Here is a 15,816-nt window from a genome sequence, read left to right on the forward strand (position 1 = left end):
CGATCAACCCGATGAGCATCACTGCAATCAACGTGCGTAACCAGTTCAAGGGCAAGGTGAAGGAGATCATTCGCGGGCCGGTGGTGTCCGAGGTCGACGTCGAGACGCCGTTCGGCATCGTCACGTCGGTGATCACGACGCGTTCGGTCGATGAACTCGAGCTGAAGGTCGGCGCCGAAGTCGTCGCGCTCGTGAAGTCCACCGAAGTGTCGATCGCGCGCCTCTGAGCGCGGTTTGTACGCCGGCGCGGCGCGGGCGGTCTGACCGTGCGCGACGCACCGGCTTTCGCGTCGCGCGTTTGCCTCGGTATTCGGCGTCCGGACGAAGTGCTAGGATGGAACGACACCGACGCCGGAGGCCAACGCATGACCCCCATCCTTTCTCCCGAAGCCATCGAGGCGCTGAAGTGGATCGACCAGTTCGGCGACACCCGGGCGGTCCCCGCCGCGTTCGACGATGTCGTCTATGCGTTGCTGAACGAAGGGCTGATCTACCAGGCGGCTGCCGACCGCGTCGATCTGACCGCCGACGGCAAATCAGTTTTGTCTAACGAATACGATTGAGCGCACGGCGCCGGCCGCCGAGGCGGCTTGGCGCTGCGTCGCCACGGAGCGAGCGATGGAACCGAGAGGCAGCGATCTCGGCGATTTCAGCGAGCCGTACCGCGGCTACGAGATCGAGGTGAAGACCGAGCAGGTGTGGGACGGCGAGCATGCGCACTACCGCGTGCTGCAAGGCGCGGCCGTGCGGATCGACTGGCGGCTCGTGAAGGTCGACGGGATACTGCTCACCGAACGGCGCGTGATCGAGCGCGTACTCGACGAGGCGCGGCGAGCCGTGGACGCCGAACTCGGCGAGGGCGGGCCGGTCTAGTCAACCTGCCGGGCTGGGCTGGGCTGGTCACGTTGCGGTAAAATGCCGGGTTGTTTCCCGCGCCGCTTGCTGCCCCGAATTCCATGTCCGCACCGTCCTCGCTTCCTCCCCGCCGCGTCTCAGTGGCGCCCATGCTCGACTGGACCGACCGTCATTGCCGGTCGTTCCATCGCACGCTGACGCGCGATACGTGGCTGTATACGGAAATGATCACCACGGGCGCGCTGCTGTTCGGCGACGCGCAGCGGCATCTCGCGTTCACGCCGAACGAATCGCCGGTCGCGCTGCAGTTGGGCGGCAGCGAACGGGACGATCTTGCGCGCGCCGCGAAACTCGGTGAGCAATGGGGCTACGACGAGATCAATCTGAATTGCGGCTGTCCGTCCGAGCGTGTGCAGCGGGGAGCGTTCGGCGCGTGCCTGATGAACGAGCCGCAGCTCGTCGCCGACTGCGTGAAGGCGATGCGCGATGCGGTCTCGGTGCCGGTCACGGTCAAGCACCGGATCGGCGTCGACGCGGTCGAGGATTATGCGTTCGTACGAGACTTCGTCGGCAAGGTGGCGGAAGCGGGCTGCGAGACGTTCGTCGTGCACGCGCGCAACGCGATCCTGAAGGGGCTGTCGCCGAAGGAGAACCGCGAGATCCCGCCGCTCAAGTACGACTATGCGTATCAACTGAAGCGCGATTTTCCATCGCTGGAGATCGTGATCAACGGCGGGATCAAGACGCTCGACGAAGTCGCGCAGCATCTCGAGCATGTCGACGGCGTGATGCTCGGCCGCGAGGCTTATCACAACCCGTATGTGCTCGCGGGCGTCGACGCGCGCTTCTATGGTTCGACCGCGGCGGTGCCGACGCGCGAAGAGGCCGAGGCGAAACTGATCGAATACTGCGCGGCGGAATTGAAGCGCGGCGCGTATCTCGGCGCGATTGTCCGGCACGCACTCGGGCTGTATCGCGGCGTCGCGGGTGCACGCGGCTGGCGTCGCGTGCTGTCGGACAACAAGAAGCTCGCGCGCGGCGATCTGGCCGTGTTCGACGAGGCGCGCACGCATCTGAACGACGCCATCGAAAATTTTGAAAAAAATGCTTTGCAAGACGGAAAAGTGTTCGTATAATCTTGTTCTTCGCTGCTGAACACGAACGAAACGAAACGGCGAAGAAACAAAGCAGTATCAGTGGTGGCTGTAGCTCAGTTGGTAGAGTCCAGGATTGTGATTCCTGTCGTCGTGGGTTCGAGTCCCATCAGCCACCCCAAAATTCTTGAACAAAACAGGCGCTTCGGCGCCTGTTTTGCTTTCCGCGGTATGAATTTCAGAATTCACGCCGTCGCGTCCGCTGATTCAATCTTCCATCGATCGTAATGCCGATACGTCGTTTCCGGATTCGCATGTGCCGCGAATTCGTGCACGTCGGCGTTTCGATTCCTGATCTTCGTCGTGATCGGCCATTTCCCGTCGCTGCGATGCGACGTTCTATTGAATGCTTCCTGGCGGGACAAAACGCGGATTGCGCCAAGCCTGCACGCCATCCACGATCAACTCCGGTATCCAGTTCTTGACCTGATAGAAAGCCGGCCTCTCCATTTCGATCAGCCAGCCGGCGGGCGCCAGAATGTCGTAGAGTCGCCCTTCGATGTGCTTCGAGTGAGTGCCGATCAGAACGTAGGCGACCTTCTCATTGAGGAGCGAGAGACACGATTCGATCAAGGCAGCCTCACCGCCCTGGATGTCGATATGCAAGAGATCGATGCGATCTCGATCGCCGATTGCGGACTCTAACGAGATCATCGGCAAGATGTCGTGACTGCCGTTTGCCACGGCCTCGTCTTGCTGCTCTTTGGTCGCGCCGAAAACCGGCTCAAGCCCCCAGCTGTGGCCGGCATGCTCCTGACGAGGGAAGAGGGCGCTTCCCGCGCTCGCGGCTGCAACGCCGCGATGCAGCGTATATTCGCGCTGCGCGAACCCGTTGCGGGCGAGTGCTTCTCGGGCGAATTCAAGATGGCCTTCGTCGCCCTCGATGCCTACGACATGCACCTTTCGGCCGGTACGTTTGGCGGCCATACCAGTGTTATTCATCCAGCAACCCCACCCGCAACCCAGCTCGATCATAGTGAATGTATCGGGGCGCGCCAATTCCACGGCGTGCAATGCGGAGGCCCATTCTGCAATATCGGCATGCCAGTTGGCCGGCAGCGGAAAATGATCCAGTTTGCCGCCCTGATCTGCAAGAAAAGGCAGAATTTTCGGGTCCACCAGCACACCAAGCCAGTTCGTCTGGAATCCAGGCGTTGGCTTTCTGTCGTGTACTTCATGACGACGCATACATTCAAGCGCGTCAAAATTGGCGTAATAGGCAAAGAAGGGCGTGCCGCGAGTCGCCTCCACTTGATTTTCCAGATCGCGAATCCTCTGTTCGGCGACCAGAAGCGCTTCGGCCAGTGCGTTACGGTTATCGTGGAGCTTGCGAATTGGACCGATCGAGCGGCCAAGACTTTTCATCAAGGTCATTCCTTCCACTCCTGCGTCTCGTGCTAGGGCGACTGTTATCGTGGGATGCCGGCACGAGCACTTCTCGCCCGGCGGAAGTACGCAACAAGCTTTCAGTGGGATCAAGATGATGCGCCATAGCATAGCGATCGAAGGCTTCGGGCGCTAGTCGAGCCACCACGGATATTGGATGGCCAGCCTTCGGAAGTTGCCTCTAGCCGGTCCGGTGTGATGTGCGCGGTACTGCTGCGTCGATTCGAGTGGCGTTATTCCCCGGAGCGTTCGGCCCATTCGCTATTCGTTTCGGGTAATTCGCACGCAGCGTTTCGATACCGCGGCCGGTGCCGTCGCGTCATTCGAACGATGTCACCCACGCAACGCTGCGTCATTTGCGAACTCGCCAGGCCAAACGATCGTCCTGGCACGCCCGTCACACGCAAATTGGCGGAATAAGCCAGTGACTTGGCGCAAGCCGCCAATGCTTAACATGCTTACATTCGTGTAATGTATCGATTCCTCGTGCCCTCGACTTTCCAGGGCCGTTCTGTCCTGGCGCCCCGGAAGGCGCCGGGGCATTTTTTTGCCAACTGCGGCGCCGTGCAACATCTAATGCATTTCGCGATGCAATCCGCCGTTGAAAACATCGCGACTGCTACACTTTTCCGGCCTCGATTACGCAACGGAAGCGACCCCAGCATGCCGGAACCCCGAACCATCACGCTGCGCAGTGCGACGTCACATGACGCAGCGCACATCGCGCGCTTGCACACGCTGAGCTGGCAGAACGCATATAGCCATATCCTGCCCGCGGCCTATCTGTCCGATGAGGTGCCGACGGAACACGCGACGCGGTGGCGACACTATTTCGACCGCAACGAAGCGGAATGGGGCCTCGTGCTGATCGCGGAATCGGATGGTGCGCCCATCGGTTTCGTGAGCGCCGAAAGATCGGTCGATCCGGCACTCGGCGTCCTGCTCGATTGCCTTCACGTCCTTCCCGCACATCACGGAAGCGGTATCGGCAAGCGCATGATCGAAGCCGTCCGCGCATGGACGCGAAATATCGGCGTGGACAAGGTTCATCTTTTGGTGCTCGAGGGCAACGTCCGCGCGATTGGCTTCTACGAGCACAACGGCTGGCGATTGGCGGCCGTCGAAACCAGCGTCATCGGCCGGACGGAAGTCGCCGACCGGATCTACGTGATCGAGGCCTGACGGCCTGTCGGCATCGCATCGAACGGCTGCCCGCTGCACAACCCATTCCGCAATCGACCAAGCGTCCGTGCGTCACTCGCCGCAATACCGCACGAGCAGATCCGCCTCCGTCTCATGCACCTCGACCGGCAGGCTCTTCGCTCCCGCATACGCCAGATAGCGTGCGCGATGCTGACCGTTCCGGAACGACGCGACGCCGACTTTCGACAGGCCCGGGATGCCGAGCAGCGTCCGCGTTCTCATCTCGCGAAACGTGATGAAGGGCATATCGGGAATCCGCGGCTCGGCCGGGTCGAGGAATTCACGGATGCCGGCGGCCTTGCCGGGCGCCCAGTACTGAACCGCCGGCAGCACGTAGTCGGTCGTGTCGCGATCGGCGCAGGCGAGCAGCTTCGTCAGGTCGACTGTCACGACGCGATGCCGCGAGTCGTCGGATGCGAATACCCGCTTGAGATGCGTATAGGCATAGGCGGCGTGTCCCGGAAGCTGGATGATCCAGACATCCACGCCGTCATGTTGTGCCCGAGCGAGTGTCATTGTTTCCTTGGGTGGCGAAGCGATTTTTGTGGCGGGACGGTAGCAGCGCGGTCGCGGCTGCGGAGCCGGCAGATACTAATCGCGAAACATGATTTCACGAAAATCCGAAAAGAAAAATCGCTGATTCAAGGAAAAATGGAATCATGCGGTTTTGGCCATGCACGCGACATGCCAGAGGCCGCAGCGCGATATAAGAAATCGCCCGCATAAATCAAAAATCCGCACTCGAAATCATGAACAGAAGAACGCTGCTGACTGCAGGCGTGATCGTCGCTGCCCGGCACGCCTGTGTGCATGGCTCGGGGCATTCCGGTTGAAAGGGTGAGTTGCCGCACAGATGGTTGCACGGGCCACGATCACAATCTGATCGGTTGACCGTTCTACCCCGGCCCGGTCAACCGTTTCCCCGCTCGCTCGTGCAGGAGCGGGGCTTTTTGCCCGCCCGGCGCGTGCAAGCCGCGTCGGCGAAACCGGACAGGCGTTCGGCAGGCGGCGTTTCGCGCCCCCGGCATCCGTTCGCCTGATCCGCATGAATCGCTTTCCTCGTGCCTGAGCGGTCGCTTGGGCCCATCGCCGGTTACGGCCGGCGATGCCTCGGTCCCGGCGGCGCGCGTTCGCGCCGCCGGGATGCTTTTTGTCCCGAACCCGTCAAGGCCCGGTCGCGCGAAACGTGCGTGTCGGCCGGATTAGCCCGCCTGCTCGACGCTGGTTTCCCAGCCGTCGTATTCGCCGCCGAGCGAGCGTACCTCGCGATTGATCTCGAGCGTATGGTGCGTGATGTCGGCCAGCACCATCGTGCCTTCGTGCGCAAACCGCACGGCCGATTTGCCGTCCTCGGTCGGTGCGACCGATTCGACCAGATAGCCTTTCGACTCGGCCCAATCGGCGAACTGGTGTGCGTCGCTGGGCTCCGGGAAGTAGGCCCAGTGCATCACGCGCCGGCTCATGTCGCTCACGTCGCCTTTCTGCCGCAGCGCATCGAGCAGACGCATGTCGCGCATCAGTTGCCAGTCGTCGTCGGTCGGGTAGAGCGTGCGCCAGTACGTTTCCTTGTCCGGGTCGTCCTGGTAGGCGTACTGAAGTGCGTAGGTCGTCTGTTCGGCCAGCGAGTCGACGATGCCGGCTGCGGTTTCTTCGTCGAACGGCACGTAGAACAGGAAATCCTGGTTGCCATCGACCGTGACGCGGCCGACCTGCACGCCGTTTTTCGCGGTCACGGCTGCGTCCAGCAGATCCTCGATCTTCGTGAGCTCGGCGAACTCGTCACCGCTCGGCAGGCCCTCGGGCGTCGGATGCGCAAGCGTGACGCGTACGCTGAGCAGCGACGTGCGCGGATCGCTTTCGGCGATTTCCGCAAAGCTCTGATTGAAGCTGATGAAAGCCTGATGGTCGCCCATTCTGGCAGGGAAGGTTCCCCAGGCGTCGGTCATGTGTTTCTCCCGTGCACGATTGTCTGTTGACGGTTGCAAAGCGTCCCAATGTATCATCGAAAATCGCGCTGGCCGACGCCGCGCCGATGATTGCTGGCCCGGCTGGCCCGATGGCAGTCGAATTCGCCTGCTATCGCGCGATCGTCGGCTTCCAGCGTCAGGCGTTCGCCCGGCCGCAACCGTTTCGAAGGAGATTCCGATGTCGATGTTCGCTGTGAATGGTGTCCGAATCGACGTGCTCAGTGCGCGTGTGACGCACGTGCGCTGGGCGGCCGTCAACCCGACGGATCGGTCGTGGGCGGCGACGCCGAGCGAGGCGTCGGTGGAGGAAGTGGCACACGCGCTTGCGGCGGGCAACGACGTTCATGCCGTGTTTGACGAAGCGGACGGAACGGCGGTGGGGCCGAAACTGAAGCGCGTGCTGTATCGCGACGCGTCGGCAGGGATCGAGCTCGACATCGATGCGACGAACGAGTCGCGCACGTTGCGTGATCTTCCGCAGATCTGAACGGCGATCGGCCCGTGTTCCCGCGAGCCGCCCACAAATAAATCACGCTACGGAACACGAAGCCATGCCCAGATACGCCATTGCCCCGTTGGGAGCCGCACTTTGTCTGATGCTCGCGGCCTGTCAGACCGAATCCATACAGCCGTCGCCCGAGACCGCATCGGCCGCGGTTCCGGCGTCGTCGCCGGCGACGCCGATTCGCGGAATCGGCGTTGCGCCGCACCTCGCGGCGCAGAGTCACTGGGCGGTCAGTCAATGCACGTCCAACGGCACGGTCAACGTGTGCAATTGACGGGAGCGGCCGAAACGGTGAGCGAAGCAAGCGAAATGAACGATTCCGGCTGGCATGTCGATCCGGTTGCGGGAACCGTGATCGGCGCGTTGCCGGTGGTTCTGCCGGTCGACGGCCGCAGTTTCAGGCGCAAGGCGATCATCTGCGCGGTGCTGGCCGGGTTGGCCGCGTGCGGGTACGCGGCCGACCGGACGCTCTGGCCGGTGGCGGCGCTGGCCGCGGTGCTGGCCCTCGCGAGCGGCGCCTTCTTCTTCGTGTCGCGCCGCAAGATGGCGCTGCATATCGACGAAACCGGCTTCAGGCTGGTCGGTTCCGTGCGTGAAAAGCCGGTGACGCGGTGGCGCGATGTGACCGAGTTCGGGATGATCAGCGTCGCAGGCAACCGTTACATCGGCTACCAGTTCTCGGCGCACTCGCCGCGCACCAAGGTGCCCGGCGGCGTGATGCTGCCGATCAACCGGTTCGCTGACCTTCCGCTCGATGCGGTTGCCGCGCTGCTCGAAGCGTGCCGCCGGCAGTTCGGCATGCCGGATGATCCCGCCGGCCGAACGGACTGATTCCGTGCGTCGTGCGTGATCTGGCCGGCCTGTCGCGCGCGATAAAAAAATCCCGGCATGCGTGTCGATTTCCGTCGAGCCCGTCCGTCGTAGCGTTGGAGACGTGCGCATCGTGCGTCCGTCCCGATTTCCGATACGACAACCGACTGAAGGAGCGACACCCATGGCCACGTCCGTCAACCCGATCCCGGAAGGAATGCGCACGCTGACGCCGCATCTGATCTGCGCCGGCGCAGCCGCAGCCATCGATTTCTACAAGCGTGCGTTCAACGCGACCGAACGGTTTCGCCTGCCGACGCCGGACGGCCGGCTCGCGCACGCGTGCCTCGCAATCGGCGATTCGACACTGATGCTCGTGGATGAAATGCCGGAGCATGGCGCACTCGGACCGAAGGCGCTGAAAGGCACGTCGGTCTGCCTGCATCTGTACGTGCGGGATACCGACGCGGCGATCGCGCAGGCCGTCGCGGCCGGCGCAACGGTCACGATGCCGGCCGCCGACATGTTCTGGGGCGATCGCTATGGGCAAGTGGAGGACCCGTTCGGCCATCGCTGGTCGATCGCGACCCATCAGCGCGATCTGACGCCCGAGCAGATCGCGGAAGCGATGGCGAGCGCGCCGCCGTGCGGAAGCTGAGCGAGTTGGGCTGAGCGCGGCTCGCGGTTGCGGTTGCAGCGGCGCGGATCGTCGCGTATCGGCGCGCGGTTCGTCTTCGCTCACGCGCCGGCGGCCTTGTCGCGCTGGTTGTCCTCGGACCTGTGACGATCGGCTGAGTCGAGCAGGGCGGCCACCGTATGATGCCGCGCAGGTTCGTAAGCGGCGTGACCGACACTGAACCGGATCGCGTAGCGCGAGCGTCTGCGTGACGCGCACGACCGGCTCGCCGACGTCTGCCGGATCGGCGGCGCTCAACAGCACGACGATCCCTCGCTGCCGAGCCGGGCGAGTTCGCCGGCGCAGCGTTCGCGCGGCCGCGTGCGCCGACGGGTAGGCCGTTCGGCGCAGCGAGCGGCCTGCCTGCGTGGAAGCGGATGCCCGGCTGGCCCGTGACGAGCGGGTTGTCGTGGAAGCGATCGTCATTGCGCGCATCCTGGATCACCGTCGTGTCGTTCGCGAGCCGCGCATGCGCCATGCGCGGAGAACGATGCAGGCGCTTCACGCGTGCACGAGATGAATTCGTGTCGGGTGCCTCAAGCTGTTCGGTGCGATGCCGTAAACAGGGCGAGTCAATCGTTCATCTATCGCACCATGGTCCGAATTCTGTACGCGGGTTATCTCGCGCTGGCGCTGTACCTGCTTTATCCGATGGTCCAGAACACGCTGACCTTCAGCACGGACTGCGTACTGCGCGCGCTGCCGGGCGGCAATCGCGATCTGCCGAAGTTTTCGTCAAGCGATGCGCATGCGCGGGCGAGCCGGTGTGTCGCGACCGCGCAAGTCGCGGAGCGATCGCCCGACATTCACTGATTTCATCGATGCCGCTGATCGCGGCGCTGTCATGCACGGTGTGCCGGCCATTCGGCCAGGTTGATCGGCGCGTCGTGCGCACCGATCATTGACGACATCACGAAGCGAATGCATGCAACGACATGCGTCGGCCGTGCCGCACGCGAATCGCGATCGCGTGCGTGCGATGTGTCAGTAAGACGAGCGGTACGGCGCGCCCTGGTCGAAGCGGCTTTGCCAATGCGCGAGGTAGCGCGACGCGAGCTGCGGATTGTTCCAGACCACGACGACGTTTTCGGAATTGCGGCTGGCTGCCGAAGCGCTGTAGTTGAACGAGCCGGTCTCGACATGTTCGGCATCGATCACGAGGTACTTGTCGTGATGGATGGCATAGGCATCGATCGTGCGCGTCGGAATGCCCGCGTTGACGAGCAGGTTCAGCGCCTGCTTGCTGCTCTTGGCGCGATTGCCCTTGTCGTCCACGACGACCGCGACATTCACGCCGCGCCGCTTCGCGGCGAGCAGCGCGCGCGTGACGGGTGGCGACGTGAACGAGTAGGCGGCCACGCGAATCGAGGTGCGCGCGGTGCCGATCGCCTTCAGCACGAGCGCCTCGGCGCCGCCATCGGGCGAGAACGCCGATTCGACGGCCTGCGTGGCGGGTGCTTCATGGGTCGGCGTCGGCAGCAACTGCGCGATGAAGTCGATTGCCTGTTGCAGCAGCGATTCATTGTGCGTCTTGCCGAAGGCGGCGAAGGGTGTGGCAAGCAGGGAAGCGGCGAGGCAGGTGGCGGCGAGGCGTTTGCGCGACAACATCTTGGACAGCGAATGATTTTGAGACAGCGGGCCGTGAGTGTAACGCAGACACGGCGGCGCGGTCACGCCCGGATGCGAATGGAAGCGATGGCGTGACGGCCTGCAGCGGTCGATGGGGCGGTGCTCATCATTCCGTGGGGTTTCCGCAGCGGCCGGATGGTCGCGCTGGTTGACGGAGGTCGATTGATCAGCGCGTGCGTGCGCAGGTGGAACGACAAGGTCCCGAATGAAGAAATACACGTGCGCGCTGGTGCAGGTTCAATGCGCTATACGATTGATTAGATGGGAACAGCCCATCGAGCGCGGCAACGCGAATTCTCGGTAGGCTGAAACGCATGCAACTCGCATCCGCATGAGGACGCGCTGCGATGCGCGTGGCACGCGCGCTGCATCAGGCATCAGGCATCAGGCATCACGGCATCACGGCATCACGGCTCGATCGGCCCGGTCGCCGCAGGTGTGACCCATCCGGGGCCGGGCTCCGGCTGCACGTCGTGCGCATCGAGCGGCTCGCCGCATGCCGAGCACACCGCGACTGCATGCATCAGTTGACCACAGGTGTGATGGCGCAATTGCAGGGGCGGCCCCTGGCCGTCGTCCTTCCAGCGGTCGCCCCATGTCATCAGCGCGAGCAGGGCCGGATAAAGATCGAGGCCTTTTTTGGTCAACCGGTATTCGAAGCGCGGCGGGCGTTCCTGATACGCGCGCTTGACCAGCACGCCTTCGTCGACGAGGCGCGCGAGCCGCTCGGCCAGCACGTGGCGCGTGAGGCCCAGTTGCGTCTGGAACGCATCGAAGCGGCGGCAGCCGAGAAAGGCGTTGCGCAGGATCAGCATGGTCCAGCGATCGCCGAGCACGGCGAGCGTGCGCGCGACCGAACAGTTCAGCGTACCGATGTCATCCCATTTCATCGTCGAGTCTCACGCGGCGGTTCATCAAAGAAGTGGGTTCGATTATAGAACTTACCTTCGACTGCAACGGGCGTCGGCGCGTTGACAAGCCCGGGGCGGTTGTCAATAATGGGTTCCAATTTAGAACTTACTCGCGCGGCGACGCGCCATCAACCCGGAGACAACCCGATGAATCCGCTTTCCCTGTCCGGTCTCGATCTGCTGCGTGCCGCGGCCGCCGGAGACGTGCCGCTTGCGTCGATTTCCGAAACGATCCCAATGCGTCCGCTGGGCGTCGAGTTCGGCTATGTGAAGTTTTCGGCGCGGGCGGACGGCCGGCACCTGAATCCGCTCGGTGGCGTCCATGGCGGGTTCGCCGCGACGGTGCTCGACTCCGTCACGGGCTGCGCGGTGCATTCGATGCTCGACGCGGGCGTCGGCTACGGCACGGTCGACCTGCATGTGAAGATGCTGCGTCCCGTGCCGCGCGACGTCGACCTGATCGCCGAAGGGCGCGTGATTCACCTGTCGCGTTCGCTCGGCGTCGCGGAAGGCACGCTGAAGACGCCGGACGACAAGATCGTCGCGCACGCATCGGCGACCTGCTTCATTCAGCGGCCGCAGTGACGCACCGGGCGGCGGCGTGCCACCTCGGCCGTCCGACGTCACCCGAACGACGCACACGCGGAGGCGGCCACAATCCGCATGAGCGAGGGCGGCGCACATGCCGAAGGCCGCCTGTAAGCACGCGGCTCGGCTGTCTGAAGCGTTCCGTTCAATGTGATAGCGTTTCTGCTTTCCACTGACGTGACAGGAACAGCATGGAATACCGCACACTCGGCGATTCGGGCATCGAGGTCAGCCTGATCGGTCTCGGCACGATGACGTGGGGCGAGCAGAATTCGGAGCGCGACGCCCACGAGCAGATCGATTACGCGCTCGGGCAGGGCGTCACGCTGATCGACGCTGCGGAGATGTACCCGGTGCCGCCGAAGCCCGAAACCCAGGGCCGCACGGAGCAGTACATCGGCACCTGGCTCGCGCAGCATCGTGCGCAACGCGACCGGATCGTGCTCGCGACGAAGATCGCGGGCCCGGCGCGGCAGCCGCACAATCCGCGCCACATTCGCGGCGAAGGCAACCAGTTCGACCGCAAGAACCTGACCCAGGCGCTCGACGGCAGCCTCAAGCGCCTGCAGACCGACTATGTCGACCTGTACCAGCTGCACTGGCCCGATCGCAGCACGACGACGTTCGGCCGCTCCGCGTATCCGTGGGTCGACGATGCGTATACGGTGCCGATCGAGGAAACGCTGGGCGTGCTCGCGGAATTCGTGAAGGCCGGCAAGGTCCGCGCGATCGGCGTGTCGAACGAAACGCCGTGGGGCGTCGCGCAATTCCTGCGCGCGGCCGAGAAGCTCGGGCTGCCGCGCATCGCGAGCATCCAGAATCCGTACAGCCTGCTGAACCGCACGTTCGAGAACGGCCTGTCCGAGTTCACGCATCGCGATGGCGTCGGCCTGCTCGCCTATTCGCCGCTCGCATTCGGCTGGCTGTCCGGCAAGTACGAGAACGGCGCGCGTCCGGCCGGCGCGCGCATCACGCTGTTCGAGCGCTTCCAGCGCTACAGCAAGCCTCACGCGGTCGAAGCGACGTCGCGCTATGTCGCGCTCGCGAAGCGCCACGGGCTGTCGCCCGCGCAGCTTGCGCTCGCGTTCGTCAACAGCCGGCCGTTCGTACGCAGCAACCTGGTCGGCGCGACGTCGCTCGACCAGCTGAAGGAGAACATCGGCAGCATCGACGTGAAGCTGTCCGACGAGATCGTGGCCGAGATCGACGCGCTGCACGAACTGCAGCCGAACCCGGCGCCGTAAACGGCGAGCGGCCCGCGCGGCAGGCTTGCCGCGACGGGCCGCGTCCGACGCGCATCGCTGCGCGGTCGTTTCCTTTGCGCGCGGTTAGCGCATCCCGAGCCGCGTGCGCGCGACCAACAAGGCGACGAGACTCAGCACCGCGCAGCCCATCAGATACAGTGCGGGCGACAGCCGGTTGCCGGTCGCGCTGATCAGCCACGTGATCATGAACGGTGCGAAGCCGCCGAACAGCGTGACGCCCGTGTTGTAGCTGACCGCGAGACCGGTCGCGCGGGTCTGCGCCGGGAACAGCTCGGCCATCAGCGCCGGCAGCGCGCCGCAGTACGTCGCCTTCAGCAGGCCGATCCAGATCAGCGCGGCGAGCATCGTCGAGAACGACGCGTGATGCGTGAGCCACACGAACGTCGGCCAGACGGTCGCGAGCATCAGCACGGCGGCCGCGGCCATCACGCGGATCCGTCCGGTGCGATCGGACAGGTGGCCGACGAGCGGCGTGACGAGCGTCAGCACGAAGCCGGTCGCGAGCGTCGCCGCGAAGCCCGTCGATGCCGGCAGCCCGAGCTGCTTGATCGCATACGTCGGCATGTACAGCACCATGTAGTTGATCGCGGTCGAGATCACGAGCACGCCGATCGACAGCAGCACGCGCATCTTCTGGTCCGCGAACAGCTCGCGCACGGGCGCTTCGGAGCGCGCCTGCGTCTTGAACTCGACCCCTTCGTCGACGTAGCGGCGGATGTAGAGGCCGATCGGACCGATCGCGAGCCCGAACAGAAACGGTACGCGCCAGCCCCAGCTTTCGAGTTGCGCGGTGCTCAGCGTCGATGTCAGCAGCGCGCCGAAGCCCGACGCGAGCAGCGTCGCGAGCCCCTGGCTCGCGAACTGCCAGCTCGACATGAAGCCGCGCCGCTGCGGCGCATGTTCGACGAGGAACGCGGTCGAGCTCGCGAATTCGCCGCCGGCCGAAAAGCCCTGCATCAGCCTCGACAGCATGATCCCGAGTGGTGCGAGGACGCCGATCGACGCGTAGGTCGGCATCAGTGCGATCAGCAGCGTGCCGACCATCATCATCCCGATCGACAGCAGCAGCGACGCCTTGCGGCCCGCGCGGTCCGCGTAGGCGCCGAGCACGAAGCCGCCGATCGGCCGGATCAGGTAGGACAGCCCGAACGTGCCGAGCGTGAGCAGCAGCGACGTCGCCTCGCTGGTCGCGGGGAAGAACAGCTTGGCGATCGTCACCGCGAAAAAGCCGTAGACGATCAGGTCGAACCATTCGAGCGCATTGCCGATCGAGGCGGCGAAGATGATGCGCCGGATCTTCGCGGCGCTGGGGAGCGCGGCGTCCTGCGAGGTCAGGGTGGTCGTATTCATCGTGTGAGCAGTCCCGAGAAAGGGGCGAAGCGCGTTACAGGGCGGCGCCGGCCGCGGCGGGTGCCGCGCGGCTAACGGGCGGCGCGGCGTCGCCGAGATCCCAGAAGAGGCCGGCCATCATCTGCAGTCCCTCCCGCACGACGCTCGCGAGCAGGTGCTCGTCGGGCGCGTGTTGCGAGCAGGCCGGATACGAGTGCGGCACCCACAGCGTCGGCAGCCCGAGCGTATCGGCGAACACTTCGTTCGGCAGCGTGCCGCCGAGATTCGGCAGGATCGCGGGCTTCTTGCCGGTCGTGCGCGCGAGCGACGCGACGGCCCAGCGGACCCACGGATCGTCCGGCGGCAGGCGCGTTGCCGGCGCGCCGCGTTCGACGTCGATCTCGACGTCGGCGAAGCCATGCGCATCGAGATGCGCACGCAGGTGCGCATGCAGCGCTTGCCAGTCGGTGCCGACTACGAAACGCAGTTGGCAGTGCGCATACGCGACGGGCGGAATCGCATTGACCGGATGGTCGGGATTGCCGGCCTTGAACGCGAGGATCTCGAACGCGTTCCAGCCGAACACGCGCTCGGCGGCGGACAGGCCGGGCTCGCCCCAGTCGGCGTCGAGCGCCGGATCGCCGGGGCCGCCGCCGACGGACAGGTCGGCGAGTGCGGCGCGCACGGCGGCCGGGATCGGCGGCGGGCGCAGGCCCGCCACGCGGATCGCGCCGCGCGCGTCGACGAGGCTCGCGAGCGCGTTGGCGAGCACGGTCGCCGGGTTGCGCAGCAGGCCGCCCCAGTTGCCGGAGTGATGGCCGCCGTCGCGGGCGCGCAGGCTCAGCTTGAAGTTGACCGCGCCACGCGAGCCGAGGAACACGGTCGGGCGTTCGGCGGTGACGCGCGGCCCGTCGGACGCGATCAGCACGTCCGCCGCGAGCGCGTCGCGCTCCTGGCGGCACAGCGCGTCGAGGCCCGGCGAACCCGCTTCCTCGCCCATCTCGATCAGCAGTTTCGCGTTGAAGCCGAGCCGGCCGCCGCGCGCGTCGAGCACGCTCGCCAGCGCGGCCAGGTTGATCGTGTGCTGGCCCTTGTTGTCGGCGCTGCCGCGGCCGTACCAGCGATCGCCGTCGACGGTCAGCGTCCACGGCGACAGCGGCGCGCGCCATTGTGCGTCGTAGCCGCGCACGACGTCGCCGTGGCCGTAGATCAGGACGGTCGGCAGCGCGTCGTCCTCGTGGCGCGACGCGAGCAGAAACGGGCCGCCGCCGACGACGGGGTTCTCGACGATCCGCGACGTGAAGCCGAGGCGCGCGGCTTCCGGCGCGATCTCGTCGGTCAGGTAGGCGCGCAAGGCGGCACCCGCGCCGCTGTCCTGGCTTTCGGTGCGCAGGCCGACGCGGCGGCTCAGGGTTGTGAAGAAGGCGCCCGATTCGAACTGGTTCAGCGCGTGCTGGATGGCGGTGGTACGGCTCAAGACGTGTCTCCTTTGTCGGTTCTCCTGCGGGCGCGGCGCGCACGGCGGGGAGTGCGATCGA

General features: G+C 65.0%; 19 protein-coding genes and 1 tRNA gene. 13 read left to right on the plus strand and 7 right to left on the minus strand.

The features are described 5' to 3' along the window. Positions 1-11: 11 nt before the first annotated feature. The 5 genes from LMA02_RS07845 (at position 12) to LMA02_RS07865 (ending at position 2,130) form a co-directional block, all read left to right on the plus strand. Positions 12-227: a TOBE domain-containing protein gene (locus LMA02_RS07845; protein WP_006400187.1), complete on the plus strand. Its 216-nt coding sequence runs from the start codon at positions 12-14 to the stop codon at positions 225-227. Between the two features lie 138 nt (positions 228-365). Next, on the plus strand, positions 366-563 hold the full coding sequence (locus LMA02_RS07850; protein WP_006751018.1) for a hypothetical protein: 198 nt from the start codon (positions 366-368) through the stop codon (positions 561-563). A 55-nt stretch (positions 564-618) separates the two neighbouring features. Further along, a complete protein-coding gene (locus LMA02_RS07855) occupies positions 619-873 on the plus strand; it encodes a hypothetical protein (protein WP_124610691.1) in 255 nt (84 codons plus the stop codon). 131 nt (positions 874-1,004) lie between these two features. Beyond that, positions 1,005-1,991 carry a tRNA dihydrouridine(20/20a) synthase DusA gene (gene dusA / locus LMA02_RS07860; RefSeq protein WP_228907527.1) on the plus strand — a complete coding sequence of 329 codons (987 nt, stop codon included), beginning with the start codon at positions 1,005-1,007 and terminating at the stop codon, positions 1,989-1,991. 63 nt (positions 1,992-2,054) lie between these two features. Continuing rightward, a tRNA-His gene (locus LMA02_RS07865) sits at positions 2,055-2,130 on the plus strand. 218 nt (positions 2,131-2,348) lie between these two features. Here LMA02_RS07865 and LMA02_RS07870 read toward each other — a convergent pair. Beyond that, positions 2,349-3,383, minus strand: a complete 1,035-nt coding sequence (locus tag LMA02_RS07870) for an SAM-dependent methyltransferase (RefSeq protein WP_228907528.1) — start codon at positions 3,381-3,383, stop codon at positions 2,349-2,351. A 675-nt stretch (positions 3,384-4,058) separates the two neighbouring features. Here LMA02_RS07870 and LMA02_RS07875 point away from each other — a divergent pair. Then, positions 4,059-4,577 (plus strand): GNAT family N-acetyltransferase, encoded by a 519-nt coding sequence (locus LMA02_RS07875; protein WP_284892796.1) that lies wholly within the window; start codon positions 4,059-4,061, stop codon positions 4,575-4,577. A gap of 72 nt (positions 4,578-4,649) precedes the next feature. Here the strand turns inward: LMA02_RS07875 and LMA02_RS07880 are convergent, their stop codons facing one another. Beyond that, a complete protein-coding gene (locus LMA02_RS07880; RefSeq protein WP_228907530.1) occupies positions 4,650-5,114 on the minus strand; it encodes a plasmid fertility inhibition factor family protein in 465 nt (154 codons plus the stop codon). 686 nt (positions 5,115-5,800) lie between these two features. Then, entirely contained in the window at positions 5,801-6,544 is a 744-nt protein-coding gene (locus LMA02_RS07885) for a DUF695 domain-containing protein (RefSeq protein WP_166721552.1), read from the minus strand. 199 nt (positions 6,545-6,743) lie between these two features. On the opposite strand from LMA02_RS07885, the gene LMA02_RS07890 reads away from it, so the two are divergent. From LMA02_RS07890 to LMA02_RS07905, 5 genes are all read left to right on the plus strand, one after another. Further along, on the plus strand, positions 6,744-7,052 hold the full coding sequence (locus tag LMA02_RS07890) for a phosphatidylserine/phosphatidylglycerophosphate/cardiolipin synthase (protein ID WP_228907531.1): 309 nt from the start codon (positions 6,744-6,746) through the stop codon (positions 7,050-7,052). A gap of 64 nt (positions 7,053-7,116) precedes the next feature. Further along, a complete protein-coding gene (locus LMA02_RS35385) occupies positions 7,117-7,344 on the plus strand; it encodes a hypothetical protein (RefSeq protein WP_324251289.1) in 228 nt (75 codons plus the stop codon). Then, on the plus strand, positions 7,308-7,901 hold the full coding sequence (locus LMA02_RS07895; RefSeq protein ID WP_228907624.1) for an aspartyl-tRNA synthetase: 594 nt from the start codon (positions 7,308-7,310) through the stop codon (positions 7,899-7,901). Before LMA02_RS35385 ends, LMA02_RS07895 begins: the two co-directional genes overlap by 37 nt. Before the next feature lie 163 nt (positions 7,902-8,064). After that, positions 8,065-8,538, plus strand: coding sequence for a VOC family protein (locus LMA02_RS07900; protein ID WP_228907532.1), 474 nt, complete (start codon positions 8,065-8,067; stop codon positions 8,536-8,538). Between the two features lie 612 nt (positions 8,539-9,150). Beyond that, positions 9,151-9,369, plus strand: a complete 219-nt coding sequence (locus LMA02_RS07905; protein WP_228907533.1) for a hypothetical protein — start codon at positions 9,151-9,153, stop codon at positions 9,367-9,369. A gap of 171 nt (positions 9,370-9,540) precedes the next feature. Here the strand turns inward: LMA02_RS07905 and LMA02_RS07910 are convergent, their stop codons facing one another. Both LMA02_RS07910 and LMA02_RS07915 read right to left on the minus strand, forming a co-directional pair. Beyond that, positions 9,541-10,164, minus strand: a complete 624-nt coding sequence (locus LMA02_RS07910) for a phospholipase D family protein (RefSeq protein ID WP_350227427.1) — start codon at positions 10,162-10,164, stop codon at positions 9,541-9,543. A gap of 428 nt (positions 10,165-10,592) precedes the next feature. Continuing rightward, positions 10,593-11,075, minus strand: coding sequence for a winged helix-turn-helix transcriptional regulator (locus LMA02_RS07915; RefSeq protein WP_228907535.1), 483 nt, complete (start codon positions 11,073-11,075; stop codon positions 10,593-10,595). A 168-nt stretch (positions 11,076-11,243) separates the two neighbouring features. Here LMA02_RS07915 and LMA02_RS07920 point away from each other — a divergent pair, with 168 nt between their 5' ends. Continuing rightward, positions 11,244-11,681 carry a PaaI family thioesterase gene (locus LMA02_RS07920; RefSeq protein WP_006751003.1) on the plus strand — a complete coding sequence of 146 codons (438 nt, stop codon included), beginning with the start codon at positions 11,244-11,246 and terminating at the stop codon, positions 11,679-11,681. A 194-nt stretch (positions 11,682-11,875) separates the two neighbouring features. Beyond that, complete coding sequence (locus tag LMA02_RS07925) at positions 11,876-12,928, plus strand: NADP(H)-dependent aldo-keto reductase (protein ID WP_228907536.1); 1,053 nt, start codon at positions 11,876-11,878, stop codon at positions 12,926-12,928. An 84-nt stretch (positions 12,929-13,012) separates the two neighbouring features. Here the strand turns inward: LMA02_RS07925 and LMA02_RS07930 are convergent, their stop codons facing one another. Then, positions 13,013-14,299 (minus strand): MFS transporter, encoded by a 1,287-nt coding sequence (locus tag LMA02_RS07930; RefSeq protein WP_011656781.1) that lies wholly within the window; start codon positions 14,297-14,299, stop codon positions 13,013-13,015. A 34-nt stretch (positions 14,300-14,333) separates the two neighbouring features. Beyond that, a complete protein-coding gene (locus tag LMA02_RS07935) occupies positions 14,334-15,755 on the minus strand; it encodes a M20 family metallopeptidase (RefSeq protein WP_228907537.1) in 1,422 nt (473 codons plus the stop codon). Positions 15,756-15,816 lie beyond the last annotated feature (61 nt).

This window comes from Burkholderia sp. B21-005, from assembly GCF_020843965.1.
Classification (GTDB): Bacteria; Pseudomonadota; Gammaproteobacteria; order Burkholderiales; family Burkholderiaceae; genus Burkholderia; species Burkholderia ambifaria.

Excerpts from the sequence above, each read along its gene's own strand:
- LMA02_RS07845 (WP_006400187.1), top strand. The coding sequence starts at position 12 with ATGAGCATCACTGCAATCAACGTGCGTAACCAGTTCAAGGGCAAGGTG.
- LMA02_RS07850 (WP_006751018.1), top strand. The coding sequence starts at position 366 with ATGACCCCCATCCTTTCTCCCGAAGCCATCGAGGCGCTGAAGTGGATC.
- LMA02_RS07855 (WP_124610691.1), top strand. The coding sequence starts at position 619 with ATGGAACCGAGAGGCAGCGATCTCGGCGATTTCAGCGAGCCGTACCGC.
- dusA (WP_228907527.1), top strand. The coding sequence starts at position 1,005 with ATGCTCGACTGGACCGACCGTCATTGCCGGTCGTTCCATCGCACGCTG.
- LMA02_RS07870 (WP_228907528.1), bottom strand. The coding sequence starts at position 3,383 with ATGACCTTGATGAAAAGTCTTGGCCGCTCGATCGGTCCAATTCGCAAG.
- LMA02_RS07875 (WP_284892796.1), top strand. The coding sequence starts at position 4,059 with ATGCCGGAACCCCGAACCATCACGCTGCGCAGTGCGACGTCACATGAC.
- LMA02_RS07880 (WP_228907530.1), bottom strand. The coding sequence starts at position 5,114 with ATGACACTCGCTCGGGCACAACATGACGGCGTGGATGTCTGGATCATC.
- LMA02_RS07885 (WP_166721552.1), bottom strand. The coding sequence starts at position 6,544 with ATGACCGACGCCTGGGGAACCTTCCCTGCCAGAATGGGCGACCATCAG.
- LMA02_RS07890 (WP_228907531.1), top strand. The coding sequence starts at position 6,744 with ATGTCGATGTTCGCTGTGAATGGTGTCCGAATCGACGTGCTCAGTGCG.
- LMA02_RS35385 (WP_324251289.1), top strand. The coding sequence starts at position 7,117 with ATGCCCAGATACGCCATTGCCCCGTTGGGAGCCGCACTTTGTCTGATG.
- LMA02_RS07895 (WP_228907624.1), top strand. The coding sequence starts at position 7,308 with ATGCACGTCCAACGGCACGGTCAACGTGTGCAATTGACGGGAGCGGCC.
- LMA02_RS07900 (WP_228907532.1), top strand. The coding sequence starts at position 8,065 with ATGGCCACGTCCGTCAACCCGATCCCGGAAGGAATGCGCACGCTGACG.
- LMA02_RS07905 (WP_228907533.1), top strand. The coding sequence starts at position 9,151 with ATGGTCCGAATTCTGTACGCGGGTTATCTCGCGCTGGCGCTGTACCTG.
- LMA02_RS07910 (WP_350227427.1), bottom strand. The coding sequence starts at position 10,164 with ATGTTGTCGCGCAAACGCCTCGCCGCCACCTGCCTCGCCGCTTCCCTG.
- LMA02_RS07915 (WP_228907535.1), bottom strand. The coding sequence starts at position 11,075 with ATGAAATGGGATGACATCGGTACGCTGAACTGTTCGGTCGCGCGCACG.
- LMA02_RS07920 (WP_006751003.1), top strand. The coding sequence starts at position 11,244 with ATGAATCCGCTTTCCCTGTCCGGTCTCGATCTGCTGCGTGCCGCGGCC.
- LMA02_RS07925 (WP_228907536.1), top strand. The coding sequence starts at position 11,876 with ATGGAATACCGCACACTCGGCGATTCGGGCATCGAGGTCAGCCTGATC.
- LMA02_RS07930 (WP_011656781.1), bottom strand. The coding sequence starts at position 14,299 with ATGAATACGACCACCCTGACCTCGCAGGACGCCGCGCTCCCCAGCGCC.